This is a genomic window from Vibrio sp. 16 (assembly GCF_963681195.1).
GTDB classification, from domain to species: Bacteria; Pseudomonadota; Gammaproteobacteria; order Enterobacterales; family Vibrionaceae; genus Vibrio; species Vibrio sinaloensis_D.
In genome coordinates this window covers 2,882,299-2,899,683 of sequence record NZ_OY808997.1, presented here as the reverse complement: position 1 = coordinate 2,899,683, position 17,385 = coordinate 2,882,299, and the positions used below count along the sequence as shown (strand labels likewise).

Genomic DNA, 17,385 nt, shown 5'->3' with positions numbered 1-17,385 from the left:
ACCGCCCGGTGAGAACAGAGAATCGATCAAGGAGGATGTATGCCTCGTACGGTGAATCCACACGACTTCAAAGAGAAACATAAAGAAGTCCCAGACGCGGAATATGCTCGCACCATTCCGTGTAATCAAGTAAGCGTTTCAGCGCCATTTCATTGGCTCTCGTTGGGCTTACACGACTTTATCAGAATGCCTCTTATCAGCGCATTCTATGGTTTATGCTTTATGGCCGCCGCGATTGGTATTGTATTACTCGTTCAATGGCAAGGAACTCACCTCGTGGTGATGCCTAGCCTAGTTGTTTACATGCTAATCGGCCCTTTCCTCGCTCTCGGTTTATACGATGCGAGTTGGGAAAGAGAGAAAGGACACAGCGCCAGCCTGCTTCATTCAATGAAAGCGATCGGACGCAATTCGACCTCTCAATGGGCATTCGCGGTCTTGCTGGCAGTATGTATGATTTTCTGGATGCGCATCGCTGCGTTGCTTCACGCCTTATACCCTTCCGTGCAAGGTGCTCCGCTCACCGAATTTATGCCTTTCCTCGTGATAGGCTCTCTAGTTGGCTTTATCCTCGCTTGTGTTGTGTTCAGCATCTCCGCATTTTCAATTCCACTGATGATGGAACGTCACGTCGATATGATGACCGCGGTATTTACCAGCTTCAATGCCGTTAAGTCCAACATTCCGGCTATGATTGTGTGGGCAGGCTTAATTTGTGGCGGTATTTTGGTGGGCTTCGCCACTTACGGGATCGGCATGTTGTTCACAATGCCAATACTCGGCTACGGCACTTGGCACGCATACCACGAAACCATTAAGAAGAAACATCACCCTTAACAAGAATACCTGTTTCGATCTATGATGCGCCCCAACCCTTTTGGTTGGGGCGTTGTTTTAGGAGTAAATGTGGATTTAGAACTCGATTATCGTGCGCACAAAGTCATCGCAGAGTGTCTATTCCAAGCGCAAAACGCCTTCAAACGTCAATTCCCACAACCTTCACTCAACTACAAGCTGCGCGGTAAAGCTGCGGGTAAAGCTTATCTACAACTCAATGAAATCCGCCTCAATCCAACCCTGTTTAAAGAGAACCAGCAGGCATTCTTAAACGAGGTGATCCCCCATGAAGTGGCCCATTTGATCACCTATCAAGTCTATGGCCGAGTAAGACCACACGGTAAAGAGTGGCAAGGCGTGATGGAAGCCGTATTTAAAGTCCCTGCAAAAACGACGCACTGCTTTGAAATCACTTCAGTGCAAGGGAAGACCTTTGAGTACCTTTGTGCCTGTACCACCTACCCTTTGTCGATTCGCCGACACAATAAAGTACAGCGAAAGCAAGCCAGTTACCGCTGTCAGCAGTGCCAACAGACACTCGCTTTCAGTGGTAAACAACTCTCCTAGTTAATTGTTTTCTCAGTAATACAAGCCAGCAATGCGTGCTAGACTGTAAGCACTCATACTTTTCTAATACCAAGATATGAAAACACAACGCTTGCTTGCATTCACCATTGCGCTCCTGTCATCTGTGGCAGTCGCCGCTCCACCTTCTTCTTTTTCGAAAGCAAAGAAAGAGGCGGTCAAAATATACGCCGATCACCCAACCAGTTTTTATTGTGGTTGTGATATTCAGTGGCAAGGAAGAAAAGGCATCCCCGACTTAGAATCTTGTGGCTACCAAGTTCGAAAACAGCTCAAACGCGCGTCACGTATCGAATGGGAACATGTGGTCCCTGCGTGGCAATTTGGCCACCAGCGCCAATGTTGGCAAGAAGGCGGACGCAAAAACTGCGCGAAGAAAGATAAAACCTTCCGCATGATGGAAGCCGATCTTCACAACCTGACTCCTGCGATCGGTGAAGTGAATGGCGATCGTTCCAACTATAACTTTAGCCAGTGGAATGGCGTCGACGGCGTCAGCTATGGCCGCTGTGAAATGCAGGTCAACTTTAAGCAGCGCAAAGTGATGCCACCCGATCGAGCAAAAGGTTCCATCGCGCGTACGTACCTTTATATGAGCAAAGAGTATGGATTTAGGCTATCTAAACAGCAAACGCAACTGATGAATGCATGGAACAAGCAGTTTCCGGTTGATTCATGGGAATGTGAGCGAGAAGAGCGAATTTTCAAAATTCAGGGGAATCACAACCCGTTTGTTTATCAAGCCTGCCAAGCCCTTTAAGTTATCTATCCTTCAACCAACAAAGAGTTTCCAGTTCTTAGCTGGAAACGCTTTGTGCCCCTTGTTTTTTCCCTTAAAAGCATCCATGTTAGAGGTTATCTCTAAATCTCTTGCTGGAAATCGAAACCAATGCGAATCCCACGAATCTATCATCCAGAAACCATCTCACAGCTAGGCACTCTCATGTTGAGTGACGACGCTGCCGGCCACATTGGCCGTGTATTGCGAATGAAAGAGGGGCAAGATGTCCTGCTGTTTGATGGCAGTGGTGCTGAATTTCCAGCAACCATTTCAAGTGTGACAAAAAAACACGTCGAAGTGGATGTCACCGAACGCATTGAACGCAGCGCGGAATCACCGCTTGATTTGCACCTAGGTCAGGTGATCTCACGTGGTGACAAGATGGAGTTCACCATCCAAAAATCGGTTGAGCTTGGTGTAAATACCATTACTCCTCTGATTTCAGAGCGCTGTGGTGTGAAACTGGATCAAAAGCGCTTCGAAAAAAAGCTCGCGCAATGGCAGAAAATCGCTATCAGTGCCTGTGAGCAATGTGGTCGTAATACCGTTCCTGAAATCCGCCCAATCATGCAGCTTGAAGAGTGGTGCGCCGAAGACTATGACGGCTTAAAGCTCAACCTTCATCCACGAGCAAAATACTCAATCAATACCCTGCCAACACCGGTAGAGAAGGTTCGTCTATTGATTGGTCCAGAAGGTGGCTTGTCAGCGGAAGAAATCGGTATGACAGAAGAGTATAAATTTGAAGAGACACTGCTTGGCCCACGCGTACTGCGCACGGAAACAGCGGCTCTCACTGCAATTACAGCCTTGCAAGTTCGTTTCGGCGATCTTGGTTAAACGGAGAACAACAATGATCAAATTAGGTATCGTAATGGACCCTATCTCGTCCATTAACATCAAAAAAGACTCTAGCTTTGCCATGATGCTTGAAGCGCAGCGCCGCGGCTACGAAATCCATTACATGGAGATGAACGACTTACACCTAGACCAAGGTGTCGCCATTGCTGATACCAAGGTCGTCGAGCTAAAAGAAGATCCAACGGGTTGGTATGAGTTTAAATCGGAGCAAACCATTGAACTGTCTGAGCTTGATGCCGTTCTGATGCGTAAGGATCCTCCGTTTGATACCGAATACATCTACGCGACTTACATTCTTGAGCGCGCTGAAGAGCAAGGCACACTGATTGTAAACAAGCCGCAAAGCCTACGTGATTGTAACGAGAAGTTGTTCACCGCTTGGTTCCCAGAACTTACGCCGACCACCATCGTAACGCGTAAAGCCGAGAAGATTAAACAGTTCCGCGAGCAACATGGCGACGTGATCCTAAAACCTCTTGATGGCATGGGTGGCGCATCTATCTTCCGCGTGAAAGAGGGTGATCCAAACGTGTCGGTGATCATTGAGACCCTGACCAACCACGGTCAAAACTACGCAATGGCGCAAACCTTCGTCCCAGACATCAGCAATGGTGACAAGCGCATCCTAGTGGTCGATGGTGAGCCGATTGGTTACTGCTTAGCCCGTATTCCAGCTAAAGGTGAAACCCGCGGCAACCTAGCCGCTGGCGGGACTGGTGAAGCAAGACCATTAAGTGAAACAGATAAAAAGATCGCTGAAGCTGTAGCGCCTACACTTAAGGAAAAAGGACTGATTTTTGTTGGTTTGGATGTCATCGGCGACAAGCTAACTGAAATTAATGTAACAAGCCCAACGTGCATTCGTGAAATCGAGGCTGCATTTGATGTTTCGATCACAGGCAAGCTTATGGATGCGATTGAACGCCGCATCAACAAATAATAACAAGGGGGTAGAACCTCTGCCCCTAATAATCTGTTGGAGTGTCTATGAATTTAACTAACCATTTTTTAGTGGCGATGCCCGGGATGAAAGATCCCTACTTTGAGCGCAGCGTTATCTACGTGTGCGAACACAATGATGAGGGCGCCATGGGTCTAATGATTAATGCTCCAATCGACGTCACCGTCGGCAAAATGCTCAAACAAGTGGATGTCCAATCGGTTCATCCGCAGCTGTTCACCGACAGCCTCGACAAACCCGTCTTAAAAGGTGGGCCCGTCTCAAGCGATCGAGGCTTCATCTTGCACCAGCCCAAAGATGAGTATGAGTCGAGTATTCAGATGACGGACAGTATTTCTGTCACCACCTCGCGAGATATTCTCACCGTGCTAGGCACCGAAGCGGAACCAAACGAGTACTTGGTGGCATTGGGCTATTCCGGCTGGGAGCCTGGCCAGCTCGAAAGTGAACTCTCAGACAACTCATGGCTGACCATCGAAGCGGACCCAGACGTCATTTTTAACACGCCCATTGCTGAGCGCTGGCAAAAAGCCGTGCAAATGTTGGGTATTAACGTTGCTCAGCTCTCAAGTGAGATTGGCCACGCGTAATCGACCATAAAGACTAAAAACAGGATTCTCATGTCTAGAACCATCATGTCCTTTGACTTCGGTACCAAAAGCATTGGCAGTGCAATTGGTCAAGAGGTCACGGGTACCGCGTCTCCTCTTCGTGCATTTAAAGCCAATGACGGAATCCCCAATTGGGATGACATCGAAAAATTAATCAAAGAGTGGCAACCCGATTTATTGGTTGTTGGTTTACCGACCGACCTCCATGGTCGCGACTTAGAGACCATCACACCTCGGGCGAAAAAGTTTGCCAACCGACTACACGGTCGCTATGGCTTACCTGTCGAATTGCATGATGAAAGACTCTCAACCACCGAAGCGCGAGCAGACCTCTTCAACATGGGAGGATACAAGGCGCTAAGCAAGGGCAATGTGGATTGCCAATCCGCCGTTGTAATTCTGGAAAGTTGGTTTGAAGCGCAATGGGGTGAATAAGCTCTCCCATCGCAGAAACTAAACGAAAAAAGCTGGCGATTAAGCGCCAGCTTTTTTGATCGAATAGCGTTTATAAGTCTTGCGCTTCAATCCAAAGCACGGCGTCTTGCGATAGCTCTTTGCCTTTAAACTCTTTATCAGGACCTGACCCTAGGCACGCAAATCCCCACTTGCCTGCTGTTGGCACACCGAAAGTAAACATGCCATTGTCATCCGTGATGGCAACAATCGCAGACGCAGGCGTGCTGCGATGCGTACCTTTACCAAAAGCATTCGCTTTACTATCAATGTCAGTGTTTAGAAATTCAATCTCACACTCTACACCTGCCGCTGGCTTACCTTCAGAGAGAAGCTGGCCAGTGAATGTACTACCAGCAAGCACTTGATAAGGCTTGTTCTTCGGCACAATTTCCGTCTTCAAACCCAGTGGCTTCTCCCACCCAGTTGGCAGTCCACCTTTATTGATGTAACGCTTGGTGATTTGTTGAATGTAGATGTCCTCACCGCCTTCATAATAAGGCGCTGGTGTTGCGGCAAAAATGTAATCACCGTTGCGACGGATTTTATACTCTAACTTAAACGCCTTCGCCTTGTTGTCAGGGCCAGTCCACTCAATAGGTTGCAACGTATCCAACAGATCCGTTTTCTTGCCTTTGAATGTAACCGTTAGGGCCTCTGGCTTTTCAATGTCCATCACATGGCCGTTGTCCATCGGGTGGCCAAACACAACCTTCATGTCCACGGTCGTTGGAGCGTCAAGCTGAGAAGTTGGCGTATGCATTAATAGGAAGTGAGCCTGAGAAGCGGCCGACAAAGAGAGTGCAGCCACACCAACCGCTAGAGATAACTTTTTCATTTTTTCATCCTAAATTTCTTTGGTTATTCAACAATATTCTTGCCATCAACTTCTATGGAATGTCCCGGCCCAGCATTGAACTGAACTTTGTACTCACCTGCAGGTTTCTCAAATTCAATTTCACCATCTTCGTTAATTTCACTGGTAATTAACGTCTTGCCCGAGCCATCAGTTACCAACACTTCTACGCCGGATGCTGAAGAGCCATCGGAAAAGCCACCTTCACACAAAATGGTATTGTCGCCGAAGTCATAACATGAAAATAACGGGGTGTGAGCCAGTGCTGCACTAGGAAGCACTGCACTCATTAGTAAGAGCAGAGTTTTTTGTTTCATTTTTTCGTCCATTTCTAGCATTTTTAAAAAGATATTGAGAATGAATCCCAATTTTATGCCGAGAGATTAACGACTGAACTCAATAAATAAAAGTGAGAATGATTATTAAATACATCTTCATTGATATAAATCATTTATACAATGGTTATTGTTTAATTAATTTTCGGCGCATTGTTTACAATCTCGAAAGGAAAAACTACTCACTGTTATTACATGCAAACTACCTTAAGCCAGCTATCCATTGGACAAAGCGCAACGATTGTTTCCCATCAATCGAACGGAGCCGTTCGCCAACGCCTGCTTGATTTAGGGCTCATTCCACAGTCTCAAATCAAGCTGATTCGCAAAGCGCCGCTGCGTGATCCTTTCGAGTTTAGAGTGGGCGCAACCAGCGTCGTGATCAGAAAAACAGAAGCCGAGACCGTTATCGTGCAACTCGTAACGTTGTCGTAAGGAAATCGTTATGCAACGGAAAAAAGTACTACTGGCAGGCCAACAAAACGCGGGCAAGTCGACGATTTTTAATATGCTGACAGGCGCAAGACAGCATGTTGCTAACTACCCAGGCGTCACTGTAGACAAAAAAACAGGCTATTTCTCGGTAGCCGGCGACGCCTACCAACTCATCGATTTACCCGGTACATACAGTTTGAGCTGCTACTCACTAGAAGAAAGGGTGGCTCGCGATGCCCTTAGGCAAGAGTCGGCTGACGTGGTTCTCAACGTAGTCGATGCCGCCAACCTCAACCGCTCTTTGCACCTCACAATGCAACTGATTGAAATGGGTCTGCCAATCGCCTTGGTACTTAACATGATGGACATTGCTCAGTCAGAAGGTATCGCTATCGACTCGAGTGCGTTGAGTCAGCAAATCGGTGTGCCTGTCGCAGAATGTATTGGTAGGAAAGGAAAAGGTGAAGATCAGATCAACGCTGCTCTGCTCAATGCTAAAAAGCAGCAAGCGCCGATCGATTATCCGCAATTAGAGCCCGAGCTTTCTTCACTCACCGAGTGGCTCGATAGCGCGATTGCCCCGCAAAGCTACTCGTTCCGCTGGCTTGCACTGCGACTGTTAGAGCGCGATAGTCATATCGATGAATGGCTAGGTGAATGCCTCTCTGAGCAGCAGGCTCAGCAGTTGAGTGCCAAAGTCGAGCTGTATTTAAACGGCATTGAAACAAGGTTAAGCAGCACAGTCAGTGATTACATTGTTGCGCAGCGACATCTGCGTGTCTCGATGCTTGTTGAAGCGTGCAGCAGTCAATCTTGCCACCAAATCGAAAAACTCTCTGTGAGCGATAAAATTGACAAGGTTGTCCTCAATAAATTTGGCGCGCCGCTGTTTCTTATCGCGACCGTATTTGTCATCTATCAAAGCTCCATTGTCTATGGATATGAGCTAACCAACTACTGGTGGCCTTATCTCGCAGGGCTTAGAGAACTCATTGCCGGGGTCTTACCCGACGCGGGTTTTCTCCACGATCCTTACGTTCGATCGCTCGGCCTATGGATTGTCGACTCAGCCAACACACTACTCAACTATATCCCCATTTTTCTGATTCTGTTTGCACTTATCGCGATCATTGAAGATTCAGGCTACATGGCAAGGATCGCATTTATTTCAGATCGGGTACTCAATCGCTTTGGCTTACATGGACAAAGTACATTGCCGATGATTCTCGCAGGCGTCTTTGCCGGGGGATGCGCCGTACCGGGCGTCATGGCAACCAAAGGGATTCCAGACAATCGCGCTCGCATTGCGACGATCCTAACGGTGCCGTATATGAACTGTTTAGCGAAAGTCCCTTTGTACACCCTGCTTCTGGGTATTTTCTTTGTTGAAGACAAGTCTTTGATGACATTTTACATTTCGACAATTTCAATCATCGCAGCGCTACTTGTGGCAAAGCTGTTAACCCAATCTGTCTTGCGCCGTACCGAGCAAGCCCCCTTTGTCATGGAACTGCCGCGCTACAACCTGCCAACGGCACGCAGTGTGGTGACTCGCTCTCTAGAGAGAACCTGGATGTACGTACGCAAAGTGGGCACCATTGTGCTTGCGGTCTCTACGGTCATTTTCGTCTTGTTGCAATTTCCCGGCGTTCCAGAGCAAGAGCAGCAAGCGTTCCAAGCACGAGCGGAAAAAGCCGTCGCTCGCTTTCAAAAAGCAGCGCAAAAAACTCAGTATGCCGACTCATTTGATGAGCAGTCCTTAACAGACCTCGTAAACTTCTATACGGATTACCGCGCAGCAAAACTGAATGCGAAAGGCGCTGGTGCATCTCAATCAGTCAACACCGCTTTCCAATCTCGCAATGAACTTTACTTCGCCATTACTGCGAGAAAAGGAGGAAAAGATGCAGCTAAACTCAACAAAGCATTAAGAAAATTGGCTTCGGAAAGAAAGAAAATTCGCCGAGAAATGAAAGAGAGGCGCCTTGAAGCTTCACTGTTAGGTAGTTTTGGCCGAGCTTTGGAACCGGTCACCCGATATGCAGGGTTTGATTGGAAGATCAACGTTGCGCTATTTTCTTCGTTTGCCGCTCGCGAAAGCAGTGTGGCGACACTCGGCGTGCTATTTCAACCCGAAGAGGACAATAACCAAAAACTGGAGCAGCGGATGGCCCAATCAGATGAACTTGCCGGTCACGGCGAAGTCGCTGCTGTTGCGCTGATCTTGTTCTTCATTTTGTACCCACCCTGTCTCGCCACCGTGATGATGATAAAAGTGCAGACGGGAGAGTATAAATGGATGCTCCTCTCCATCGTATTGCCAACCTTGCTCGGTTTTACTGTTGCAACGCTTGTTTATACGATCGGCACCCGCTTTGCTCTAAGTGGTATCCAAGTGATGTCACTCACCTACTTTTCAGCCTTAGTCTCTTTGCTGCTGGTCGGTCTACGCGATAGAAAGCAGCAGAAAAAACAGGGGCAGCCCATTCCTATAAAAGTCGTTGAGAAATAGCATGTTCGAGCAAAACTATACCGTCTTGGATACACTTGGGTTAGTCGCGGTTGTGGCAATCGCCATTGTCTACCTTTACGTTCGCTTGGTGAGAAAAAAAGCCAGTTGTGGAAATGGTTGTGGTGGCTGCAGCTCAGATAAATCGAAAGAGAAAATCTAGCCAGTAAAAAAATGCCCTGCAGACTAGCAGGGCATGGTTCAATCCATATCAATTTTCACATTACTCAAAGAGCCACCAGCGAAGCCGTCACCTCGCCTTGTCTTTAGCATAATGCGCAAGTCATTCGCGGAGTCCGCACTGTGCAAGGCATCTTTTTCATTGATTTTTCCATCGATAACCAACTGATATAAAGCTTGGTCAAAGGTTTGCATGCCTATCTCTTTTGATTTAGCCATGGTCGATTTCAACTCATGCAGCTCTCCTCGGCGAATCAGGTCTGACACGCGTGGGCTATTAAGCAGAATTTCAAATACACCGTGACGCCCTTGACCATTCTTATCACGAATCAACTGTTGACCTATCACGCCGCGTAGGTTCATCGACAAATCAAACAAGAACTGCTCTTTTTGCTCTTTAGGCACCAAATGCAAGATACGCTCAAGCGCTTGGTTTGCGTTGTTCGCGTGGAGCGTCGCCATACACAGGTGACCCGTTTCAGCAAACGTCATCGCGTATTCCATGGTTTCACGAGAACGAATTTCGCCAATTAAGATCATATCCGGCGCTTGGCGCAGCGAGTTTTTAAGCGCGACTTCATAGCTTTCAGTATCTAGCCCCACCTCACGCTGAGTGACGATACAACGCTTATGCTCATGCACAAACTCGATCGGATCTTCCACGGTAAGAATATGACCAGTTCGGTGGGTATTTCGATAGCCCGTCATTGCCGCCATGGTGGTGGATTTCCCCGACCCTGTAGCACCGACGACCAACACGAGCCCTCGCTTGGCGATCGACAAATCTTGCAGCACATCAGGCAAGCGTAAATCTGCAAAGCTAGGAATCGTGGTTTCAATGCGGCGAATCACCGCGCCAGGTAGCTCTCGTTGGTAAAACGCCGATACTCGATAGCGACCAAAGTCTCGTACTATGGCAAAGTTCGCCTCTTTGCTTGAATGGAACTCTCGCTGCCGATCTTGATCCATCATACTTCTGAGTAGGATATCCACATCATTCAGTGACAGCTTCTCACCATGCGCACGCAGTTCCCCGTCTACTCGATAAAGGATCGGAGCGCCTACGGTAATGTATAGATCAGACGATTTTTGGTTGTTCATTCCCTGAAGGTAAGCATTAATATCCATATTCTCACCCATCAGAACAAACTATTGGATTCAGTTTCGATCTTCTTCGCCACTTCATCAGGATCCACCTGACCTTGAGCAATCAACTGCTTGGCGTGCTGCTCCATAGTCTGCATGCCGTGCGCTGCGCCAGTTTGGATCACTGAATACATCTGTGCCACTTTGTCTTCACGAACCAAGTTTCGAATCGCTGGGGTCGCCATCATGATCTCATGGCAGGCGGTGCGCCCTCCACCAATCCGCTTCAGCAGTTTCTGCGCGATAACAGCACGCAGTGACTCCGACAACATGGATCGCACCATGTCTTTATCGCTACCAGGGAAAACATCGATAATACGGTCAATGGTCTTAGCGGCACTACTGGTATGCAGCGTACCAAACACTAAATGGCCTGTTTCCGCCGCCGTCAGCGCCAAGCTGATCGTCTCTTGGTCACGCAGCTCACCCACCAAAATGACATCGGGATCTTCACGCAACGCACTACGCAGCGCATTACTAAAGCTGTGGGTATCGCGGTGCACTTCGCGTTGGTTTATCAGGCACTTGTTGTTGGTGTGAACAAATTCGATAGGATCTTCGATGGTAAGGATGTGTTTATTCTGGTGGCGGTTAATGTGATCCACCATGGCGGCAAGCGTTGTCGACTTACCCGAGCCGGTTGGTCCGGTCACCAAAACCAAGCCCTTCTCCATATTGGCGATCTTTTCGAAAATTTGCGGCGCTTCCAATTGCTCTAAGGTTGGAATATCGGTTGGAATGGTACGAAACACCGCAGAGCTACCGCGAGACTGGTTGAACGCGTTGACACGGAATCGACCAACGTTAGGTAACTCAAATGAAAAATCGACTTCAAGCCGCTCTTCAAACTCACTTCGCTGAGCATCGTTCATGATCTCAAAAATCAAACGGTGCACATCAGAATGACTAAAAGCAGGAACACCAAGCTTTCTTACTTCTCCATCTATACGTACCATGGGTGAAACACCCGCAGAAAGATGTAGATCTGATGCATTATGCTTTACACTAAAATCCAGTAATTCAGCGATATCCATTTATTTTCCTTAAGTAAAATCGGCTATGAACAGTATTCAACAAAATATTGAACAGATCACCTCACAGATTGAGAGCGCACAACAAAAGTGTGGACGACCTCGAGAGTCAGTGCAACTTCTGGCGGTGAGTAAAACGAAACCTGTAGACGCAATTCTCGAAGCTGCCCACGCAGGCCAAGTTGCATTTGGTGAAAACTACGTGCAAGAAGGGGCCGATAAAGTAGCATATTTTAACGAACACCATCCAGAACTTGCGCTTGAGTGGCATTTTATTGGTCCGATCCAATCCAACAAGTCTCGTCACGTGGCAGAGAACTTTGCTTGGGTACATACGGTTGACCGCGCCAAGATAGCTCAGCGCCTCAATGACCAACGTCCAGCAGGCATGCCTCCGCTTCAAGTCCTAATGCAAGTCAACACCAGTGGTGAAGCTTCAAAATCTGGCCTGAATGAAAATGAAATCTTTGCTCTGGCAGAGTTGATTTCTTCGCTGCCCAACCTCACGTTAAGAGGATTGATGTCAATTCCTGCCAACGTGTCTGACTACGCATCACAGCTGTCAGCATTTAAGCAATTGGCCGAGTTAAAAGATGCGCTGGTAAAGCGTTTTCCAGATGAGCAGCTTGATACCCTATCGATGGGAATGAGTGGCGATATGGAAGCGGCCATCGAAGCGGGAAGCACTATGGTTCGTATCGGGACCGCCATTTTCGGCGCACGTGACTACAGCAAGTCGTAAACAAACAGAAGGACAAGATAACCAATGGAACACAAGAAAATTGCCTTCATTGGCGCGGGCAACATGGTCAAAGCCATTGTTTCTGGATTAATTGCAGATGGGTATCCTTCATCTTTGATTACGGCGACTGCACCTTCAGAAACAAGGCGCCTACCGCTAGAGCAAGAGTTTGGTATTAATACCACCAACAATAATAGCGACGCCGTACAAGAAGCCGATGTGGTTGTGTTGTCTGTGAAGCCACAAATGATGGAAGAGGTGTGCAAGCCTCTTCAACAGCTAGATTGGTCAGGCAAATTGGTTATCTCGATTGCCGCGGGTATTCAAAGTGCGCGCTTCAATGAAATGCTAAACAGTGAGCTCAACTTGGTCCGAGTGATGCCTAATACACCTTCGCAGTTAGGCTTGGGCATGAGCGGCTTGTTTGCACCAACGCATGTTTCTGAGCAAGACAAAGCCTTTGCAGCTCAGCTCATGGAATCATGTGGAAAGGTCTGCTGGGTTGAGCAAGAATCTGGTATCAACAACATCATTGCTGCTGCAGGCAGTGCGCCAGCCTATTTCTTCCTGTTTATGGAAGCGATGCAAGCCGAGGCCATCGCGCAAGGCTTTGATAAAGACACCGCGCGTTTGTTGGTTCAACAATCAGCACTTGGCGCGGCCAGTATGGTGGTGAACAACCCAGAAACCGAGCTGTCCACACTAAGAGAGAATGTCACCTCTAAAGGTGGAACAACCGCAGAGGCGCTGCGCACATTCAATGAACACCAACTTTCAGATATAGTAGCCAAAGCCATGCAAGCGGCGGTCGCGCGCGCTGAAGAGATGGAAGCACTATTTTAACTATTTGAGCCTCAGGCTCACTAACTAAGGGTCACCTATGAATTCGATGAGTTTTCTGATTTCCACCCTATTTGATTTGTACATCATGGTGGTGATCTTACGCATTTGGCTGCAAGCCGCCCGTGCCGATTTCTACAATCCGTTTTCGCAGTTTATCGTCAAAGCCACTCAACCTGTGATTGGCCCACTGCGCCGAGTCATTCCATCTATCGGTAGCTTGGATATGGCAACCGTCTTGTTTGCCTACGTATTGTGTGTACTCAAGTTTGTCGCGTTGATTCTTATTGCATCCAACGGCTCAGTATCATTCAGTGCAGATTTTCTATTCTTGGGTTTCTTGTCGCTTCTAAAAGCGGCTGGCAGTCTGTTGTTCTGGGTGTTATTGATCCGCGCCATCTTAAGCTGGGTGAGTCAAGGTCGCAGCCCGATTGAGTACGTGTTCCACCAGCTCACTGAACCTATGCTGGCACCAATTCGTCGCATTATTCCGGCGATGGGTGGTTTCGACCTCAGCGTGCTGGTGCTGTTCATCGCTCTTCAATTCGCTAACTTCCTAATGGGCGATTTGATCGGTCCAATCTGGTTCCAACTATAATGTCTAACGTTGCTTGGTTTGATGGCGAAGATTTAGTTCTTCGCCTCTATATTCAACCAAAAGCGAGTAGAGATAAGTTAGTCGGGTTACATGGCGACGAACTGAAAGTCGCCATTACTGCCCCACCCGTAGATGGCAAGGCCAATGCGCATTTGAGCAAATACCTCGCAAAACAATTTAAAGTCGCGAAGGGATTGATCAAAATAGAAAAAGGCGAACTCGGCCGGCACAAACAGCTCAGAGTAAACTCGCCCACTCAAATCCCCGCAGAAATTAAAGCCATCTTATGATGGCTTTTTGTTTACAAAGGAAGAAGCAGCTATGAAAAAATGGATTACCCTACTGTGTGCAAGCTTGCTTGCCCTACCTACATGGGCAGGTCAGTTTAAAACCATTAAAGAGGTGGAAGTGCACTACTCTGCCTTTAACTCAACCTTTCTGACACCGCAAGTCGCGCGCAGCTATAAGCTAAAACGCAATGGCTACTCCGCGCTTCTCAACATCAGTGTGCTCGACAACTACCAACCAGGTAAGCCTGCTATTACAGCGAAAATCAGTGGCTCGGCGAAAAACCTGCTTGGTCAAACTCGTCAGCTGACATTCCGGGAAGTCAAAGAGGCGAATGCCATTTATTACTTAGCAGAGTTTCCCATCAGCGACGAAGAGAACTTAACCTTCACAATTGATGTTAATGCTGGCAATAAAGGTACGGGCACATTAAAGTTCACCCAAAAATTTTATGTCGAAGAGTAATTAGGTTGTGATGATCTAAATGCTATTGGACACCCTAAGACCGAAACCTATTTAACGGGAAGAGGCGTCACTCTCCCCACGGATAAAAACGAAAGAGACCACCATGAAAAAGATAGTGCTAGCAACTGGCAACCAAGGCAAAGTTCGTGAAATGGCTGACCTACTGTCTGACTTCGGCTTCAATGTTGTTGCTCAAAGCGAGTTCAACGTATCGGAAGTCGCCGAGACTGGCACAACCTTTATCGAAAATGCCATCATCAAAGCGCGCCACGCAGCAAAAGAAACTGGCTTTGCCGCGATTGCGGATGACTCTGGCCTTGAAGTGGATGCCCTTAAAGGCGCACCAGGTATCTATTCTGCCCGTTATGCAGGTGTTGGTGCGACTGACCAACAGAACCTAGAAAAGCTACTTGAAGCAATGAAAGACGTACCGGAAGCAGAACGCACCGCACGTTTCCACTGTGTACTGGTGCTAATGCGCCATGAAAACGATCCAACACCGATCGTTTGTCATGGCAAATGGGAAGGCCGCATTCTGACGGAAGCTCACGGAGAAAACGGCTTTGGTTACGACCCAATCTTCTTTGTCCCTGAAGATAACTGCGCTTCAGCTGAACTAGAGCCAGCACGCAAGAAGCAACTTTCTCATCGTGGTAAAGCGCTCAAAACACTGTTTGCAACGCTTTCTGAGCAGCCTTTGTAATCGTAATGAGCCAACTAATTCCACCAGCGTTAAGCCTTTATGTACACATCCCATGGTGTGTACAAAAATGCCCATATTGCGACTTTAACTCGCATGCTCAAAAGGCAGTTATTCCCGAGAAGGAATACATTGCCGCTCTGCTTCAAGATTTAGAGGCCGATATTGAACGCTATCAACTAGAGAGCAACCCACGTCTACTGCATTCCATATTTATTGGCGGCGGTACGCCAAGTTTAATCTCAGCACAAGGCATTGCCGAACTGCTCTCTGGTATTGAGGCAAGGCTGCCATTTAAGCCAGATATTGAGATCACTATGGAAGCCAACCCTGGCACCATTGAGGCAGAACGTTTTGCTGGTTACCAAAAAGCAGGAGTCACTCGAATTTCGGTAGGCGTGCAGAGCTTCGAGCAACAAAAGTTAGAACGGCTTGGGCGTATTCACGGTCAAGATGAAGCCGTTAACGCCGCCAAGCTTGCTCATCAGATTGGCTTAAACAGCTTTAACCTCGATCTTATGCACGGCTTACCGGATCAATCTGTCGATCAAGCTCTTGCGGATCTTGAGAAAGCGATCGCGCTCGATCCTCCGCATCTATCTTGGTATCAGCTGACCATTGAGCCCAATACTCTGTTCTACTACAAACAGCCAACACTACCTGACGATGATGACCTGTGGGATATCTTCGAACTTGGGCATCAAAAGCTCGCTGACGCAGGCTACGTTCAATACGAAATCTCCGGTTACAGCAAGCCAGGATTCCAATGCCAACACAACCTCAACTACTGGCGCTTTGGTGATTACCTTGGCATAGGCTGTGGCGCTCACGGTAAGATCAGTTTTCGTGATGGCCGCATTGTTCGCACTACCAAGATTAAACACCCTAAAGGCTACCTCGACGCGTACGACAATATGGTCAAACCGTACTTGAACAGCGAAGAAGAAGTTGCAGCAGACGATCGCCCTTTCGAGTTCTTTATGAACCGCTTCCGACTTCTTGAAGCCTGCCCTAAGCAAGACTTCCTTGATACAACAGGCTTAGGCTTTGAAGCAATTCAAGCAACCATGAACTGGGCAATTGAGATGGGCTACATCGACGAGAGCGATACTCATTGGCAAATCACCGAGAAAGGTAAGCTGTTCCTTAACGATCTGCTCGAAGCCTTTATGGCAGAAGAATAAAACAGATATAAAAAACGGGTTGAGGCGTAAACCTCAACCCATTGTTTATAAGGCATTTCGAATTAGAAGATCGAACGACCGATTCGTTCAGCAAGCAACTCTAGCGCTTTGGTTCCTGCCAATGAGTTACCTGAAGGATCAAGTTCAGGCGACCAAACCGCAATCGTCATTTCTCCGGGAACTACTGCAATGATGCCCCCACCAACCCCTGATTTCCCTGGCATACCGACACGGTACGCAAACTCGCCCGCTCCGTCATAGAGGCCACACGTTGCCAGTAATGCATTGAGCTGCTTCGTTTGAATTGGCGTAATCACGGGCTTACCGGTTTGCACTGATGTCCCTTTGTTGGCCAAGTAGCTGAAGGTCTTTGCTAAATCGACGCAGCTCATTTTAAGTGCACAGGCGTGGAAATAGTTGTTCAGTACCGGAATCACATCGTTTTCAAAGTTACCAAACGAGCGCATCAGATACGCGATCGCTGCATTGCGATCGCTGTGCATCATCTCCGAAGCTGCCACCACTTTGTCATAACAGATATGGGTATCGCCCGATAGCTGACGAACGAATTCAAGCAGTCGTTGGCGCGGCGCCGACAAACGGCTGTTGAGCAAGTCAGCCACCACAATCGCACCCGCATTAATAAACGGGTTACGCGGAATGCCTTGTTCCATCTCAAGCTGAATCAGTGAGTTAAACGCCTGACCCGATGGTTCTTTACCGACTCGACTCCAAATCTCGTCCGGTTTATACAAGCACATGGCAAGCGTTAGGCTCAGCGCTTTAGAGATGGATTGAATGGAAAAAGACTCATCAGCATCTCCAGCTTTGATCACTTGACCATCGTTGGTAAATACCGCAATCCCCAGTTTGTTTGCCCGCACTTTCGCGAGAGCCGGAATGTAATCAGCAACTTTACCTTTCCCAATCAGAGGACGAACCTCTTCTAGGATTTCAGTGAGAATTTCTTTTGTCGGTTTCATGGCA

Annotated in this window: 22 protein-coding genes; 17 read left to right on the top strand and 5 right to left on the bottom strand. The window is 47.8% G+C overall.

What is annotated here, in order from left to right; translation table 11 throughout:
- Nucleotides 1-39: 39 nt before the first annotated feature.
- The 7 genes from U9J37_RS13500 (at nucleotide 40) to ruvX (ending at nucleotide 5,071) form a co-directional block, all read left to right on the top strand.
- A complete protein-coding gene (locus U9J37_RS13500) occupies nucleotides 40-837 on the top strand; it encodes a DUF2189 domain-containing protein (protein WP_322413833.1) in 798 nt (265 codons plus the stop codon).
- A gap of 69 nt (nucleotides 838-906) precedes the next feature.
- Nucleotides 907-1,404: a SprT family zinc-dependent metalloprotease gene (locus U9J37_RS13495; protein ID WP_043887284.1), complete on the top strand. Its 498-nt coding sequence runs from the start codon at nucleotides 907-909 to the stop codon at nucleotides 1,402-1,404.
- Between the two features lie 76 nt (nucleotides 1,405-1,480).
- Entirely contained in the window at nucleotides 1,481-2,182 is a 702-nt protein-coding gene (gene endA / locus U9J37_RS13490) for a deoxyribonuclease I (protein ID WP_005475167.1), read from the top strand.
- 129 nt (nucleotides 2,183-2,311) lie between these two features.
- Complete coding sequence (gene rsmE, locus U9J37_RS13485) at nucleotides 2,312-3,043, top strand: 16S rRNA (uracil(1498)-N(3))-methyltransferase (RefSeq protein WP_038191409.1); 732 nt, start codon at nucleotides 2,312-2,314, stop codon at nucleotides 3,041-3,043.
- Between the two features lie 13 nt (nucleotides 3,044-3,056).
- Nucleotides 3,057-4,004: a glutathione synthase gene (gshB, locus tag U9J37_RS13480; protein ID WP_005475173.1), complete on the top strand. Its 948-nt coding sequence runs from the start codon at nucleotides 3,057-3,059 to the stop codon at nucleotides 4,002-4,004.
- Between the two features lie 47 nt (nucleotides 4,005-4,051).
- Nucleotides 4,052-4,615, top strand: a complete 564-nt coding sequence (locus U9J37_RS13475) for a YqgE/AlgH family protein (RefSeq protein WP_038137822.1) — start codon at nucleotides 4,052-4,054, stop codon at nucleotides 4,613-4,615.
- Nucleotides 4,616-4,645: 30 nt separating this feature from the next.
- Nucleotides 4,646-5,071: a Holliday junction resolvase RuvX gene (ruvX, locus tag U9J37_RS13470; RefSeq protein ID WP_038137825.1), complete on the top strand. Its 426-nt coding sequence runs from the start codon at nucleotides 4,646-4,648 to the stop codon at nucleotides 5,069-5,071.
- A 70-nt stretch (nucleotides 5,072-5,141) separates the two neighbouring features.
- Here the strand turns inward: ruvX and U9J37_RS13465 are convergent, their stop codons facing one another.
- Together U9J37_RS13465 and U9J37_RS13460 are read right to left on the bottom strand one after the other, a co-directional pair.
- Nucleotides 5,142-5,927 carry a DUF4198 domain-containing protein gene (locus tag U9J37_RS13465; protein WP_005475221.1) on the bottom strand — a complete coding sequence of 262 codons (786 nt, stop codon included), beginning with the start codon at nucleotides 5,925-5,927 and terminating at the stop codon, nucleotides 5,142-5,144.
- A gap of 23 nt (nucleotides 5,928-5,950) precedes the next feature.
- A complete protein-coding gene (locus tag U9J37_RS13460) occupies nucleotides 5,951-6,262 on the bottom strand; it encodes a hypothetical protein (RefSeq protein ID WP_043887285.1) in 312 nt (103 codons plus the stop codon).
- 213 nt (nucleotides 6,263-6,475) lie between these two features.
- On the opposite strand from U9J37_RS13460, the gene U9J37_RS13455 reads away from it, so the two are divergent.
- Genes U9J37_RS13455 through U9J37_RS13445 form a run of 3 tightly spaced genes read left to right on the top strand, consistent with a single transcriptional unit; the run spans nucleotide 6,476 to nucleotide 9,387 of the window.
- On the top strand, nucleotides 6,476-6,715 hold the full coding sequence (locus tag U9J37_RS13455) for a FeoA family protein (protein WP_005475125.1): 240 nt from the start codon (nucleotides 6,476-6,478) through the stop codon (nucleotides 6,713-6,715).
- A 10-nt stretch (nucleotides 6,716-6,725) separates the two neighbouring features.
- Nucleotides 6,726-9,227: a ferrous iron transport protein B gene (feoB, locus tag U9J37_RS13450; RefSeq protein WP_005475223.1), complete on the top strand. Its 2,502-nt coding sequence runs from the start codon at nucleotides 6,726-6,728 to the stop codon at nucleotides 9,225-9,227.
- Between the two features lies 1 nt (nucleotide 9,228).
- Nucleotides 9,229-9,387, top strand: coding sequence for a FeoB-associated Cys-rich membrane protein (locus tag U9J37_RS13445; protein WP_005475144.1), 159 nt, complete (start codon nucleotides 9,229-9,231; stop codon nucleotides 9,385-9,387).
- Between the two features lie 38 nt (nucleotides 9,388-9,425).
- Here the strand turns inward: U9J37_RS13445 and U9J37_RS13440 are convergent, their stop codons facing one another.
- Together U9J37_RS13440 and U9J37_RS13435 are read right to left on the bottom strand one after the other, a co-directional pair.
- Nucleotides 9,426-10,532 (bottom strand): PilT/PilU family type 4a pilus ATPase, encoded by a 1,107-nt coding sequence (locus tag U9J37_RS13440; protein ID WP_043887287.1) that lies wholly within the window; start codon nucleotides 10,530-10,532, stop codon nucleotides 9,426-9,428.
- Nucleotides 10,533-10,543: 11 nt separating this feature from the next.
- Nucleotides 10,544-11,584: a type IV pilus twitching motility protein PilT gene (locus tag U9J37_RS13435; protein ID WP_005475129.1), complete on the bottom strand. Its 1,041-nt coding sequence runs from the start codon at nucleotides 11,582-11,584 to the stop codon at nucleotides 10,544-10,546.
- 25 nt (nucleotides 11,585-11,609) lie between these two features.
- On the opposite strand from U9J37_RS13435, the gene U9J37_RS13430 reads away from it, so the two are divergent.
- From U9J37_RS13430 to hemW, 7 genes are all read left to right on the top strand, one after another.
- Nucleotides 11,610-12,323 carry a YggS family pyridoxal phosphate-dependent enzyme gene (locus U9J37_RS13430; protein ID WP_005475219.1) on the top strand — a complete coding sequence of 238 codons (714 nt, stop codon included), beginning with the start codon at nucleotides 11,610-11,612 and terminating at the stop codon, nucleotides 12,321-12,323.
- A 24-nt stretch (nucleotides 12,324-12,347) separates the two neighbouring features.
- Entirely contained in the window at nucleotides 12,348-13,166 is an 819-nt protein-coding gene (gene proC / locus U9J37_RS13425) for a pyrroline-5-carboxylate reductase (protein ID WP_005475241.1), read from the top strand.
- Between the two features lie 37 nt (nucleotides 13,167-13,203).
- Entirely contained in the window at nucleotides 13,204-13,761 is a 558-nt protein-coding gene (locus U9J37_RS13420) for a YggT family protein (protein ID WP_005475177.1), read from the top strand.
- Nucleotides 13,761-14,051 carry a DUF167 family protein YggU gene (gene yggU / locus U9J37_RS13415; RefSeq protein ID WP_005475152.1) on the top strand — a complete coding sequence of 97 codons (291 nt, stop codon included), beginning with the start codon at nucleotides 13,761-13,763 and terminating at the stop codon, nucleotides 14,049-14,051. The genes U9J37_RS13420 and yggU overlap by 1 nt, the downstream gene beginning before the upstream one ends.
- 31 nt (nucleotides 14,052-14,082) lie before the next feature.
- Nucleotides 14,083-14,514, top strand: a complete 432-nt coding sequence (locus U9J37_RS13410; protein ID WP_005475132.1) for a DUF4426 domain-containing protein — start codon at nucleotides 14,083-14,085, stop codon at nucleotides 14,512-14,514.
- Nucleotides 14,515-14,617: 103 nt separating this feature from the next.
- Nucleotides 14,618-15,217, top strand: a complete 600-nt coding sequence (locus U9J37_RS13405) for an XTP/dITP diphosphatase (protein ID WP_005475148.1) — start codon at nucleotides 14,618-14,620, stop codon at nucleotides 15,215-15,217.
- Nucleotides 15,218-15,222: 5 nt separating this feature from the next.
- Entirely contained in the window at nucleotides 15,223-16,398 is a 1,176-nt protein-coding gene (gene hemW / locus U9J37_RS13400) for a radical SAM family heme chaperone HemW (RefSeq protein WP_005475165.1), read from the top strand.
- A 62-nt stretch (nucleotides 16,399-16,460) separates the two neighbouring features.
- Here hemW and glsB read toward each other — a convergent pair whose 3' ends face one another.
- A complete protein-coding gene (glsB, locus tag U9J37_RS13395) occupies nucleotides 16,461-17,381 on the bottom strand; it encodes a glutaminase B (protein WP_005475185.1) in 921 nt (306 codons plus the stop codon).
- Nucleotides 17,382-17,385: the final 4 nt, after the last annotated feature.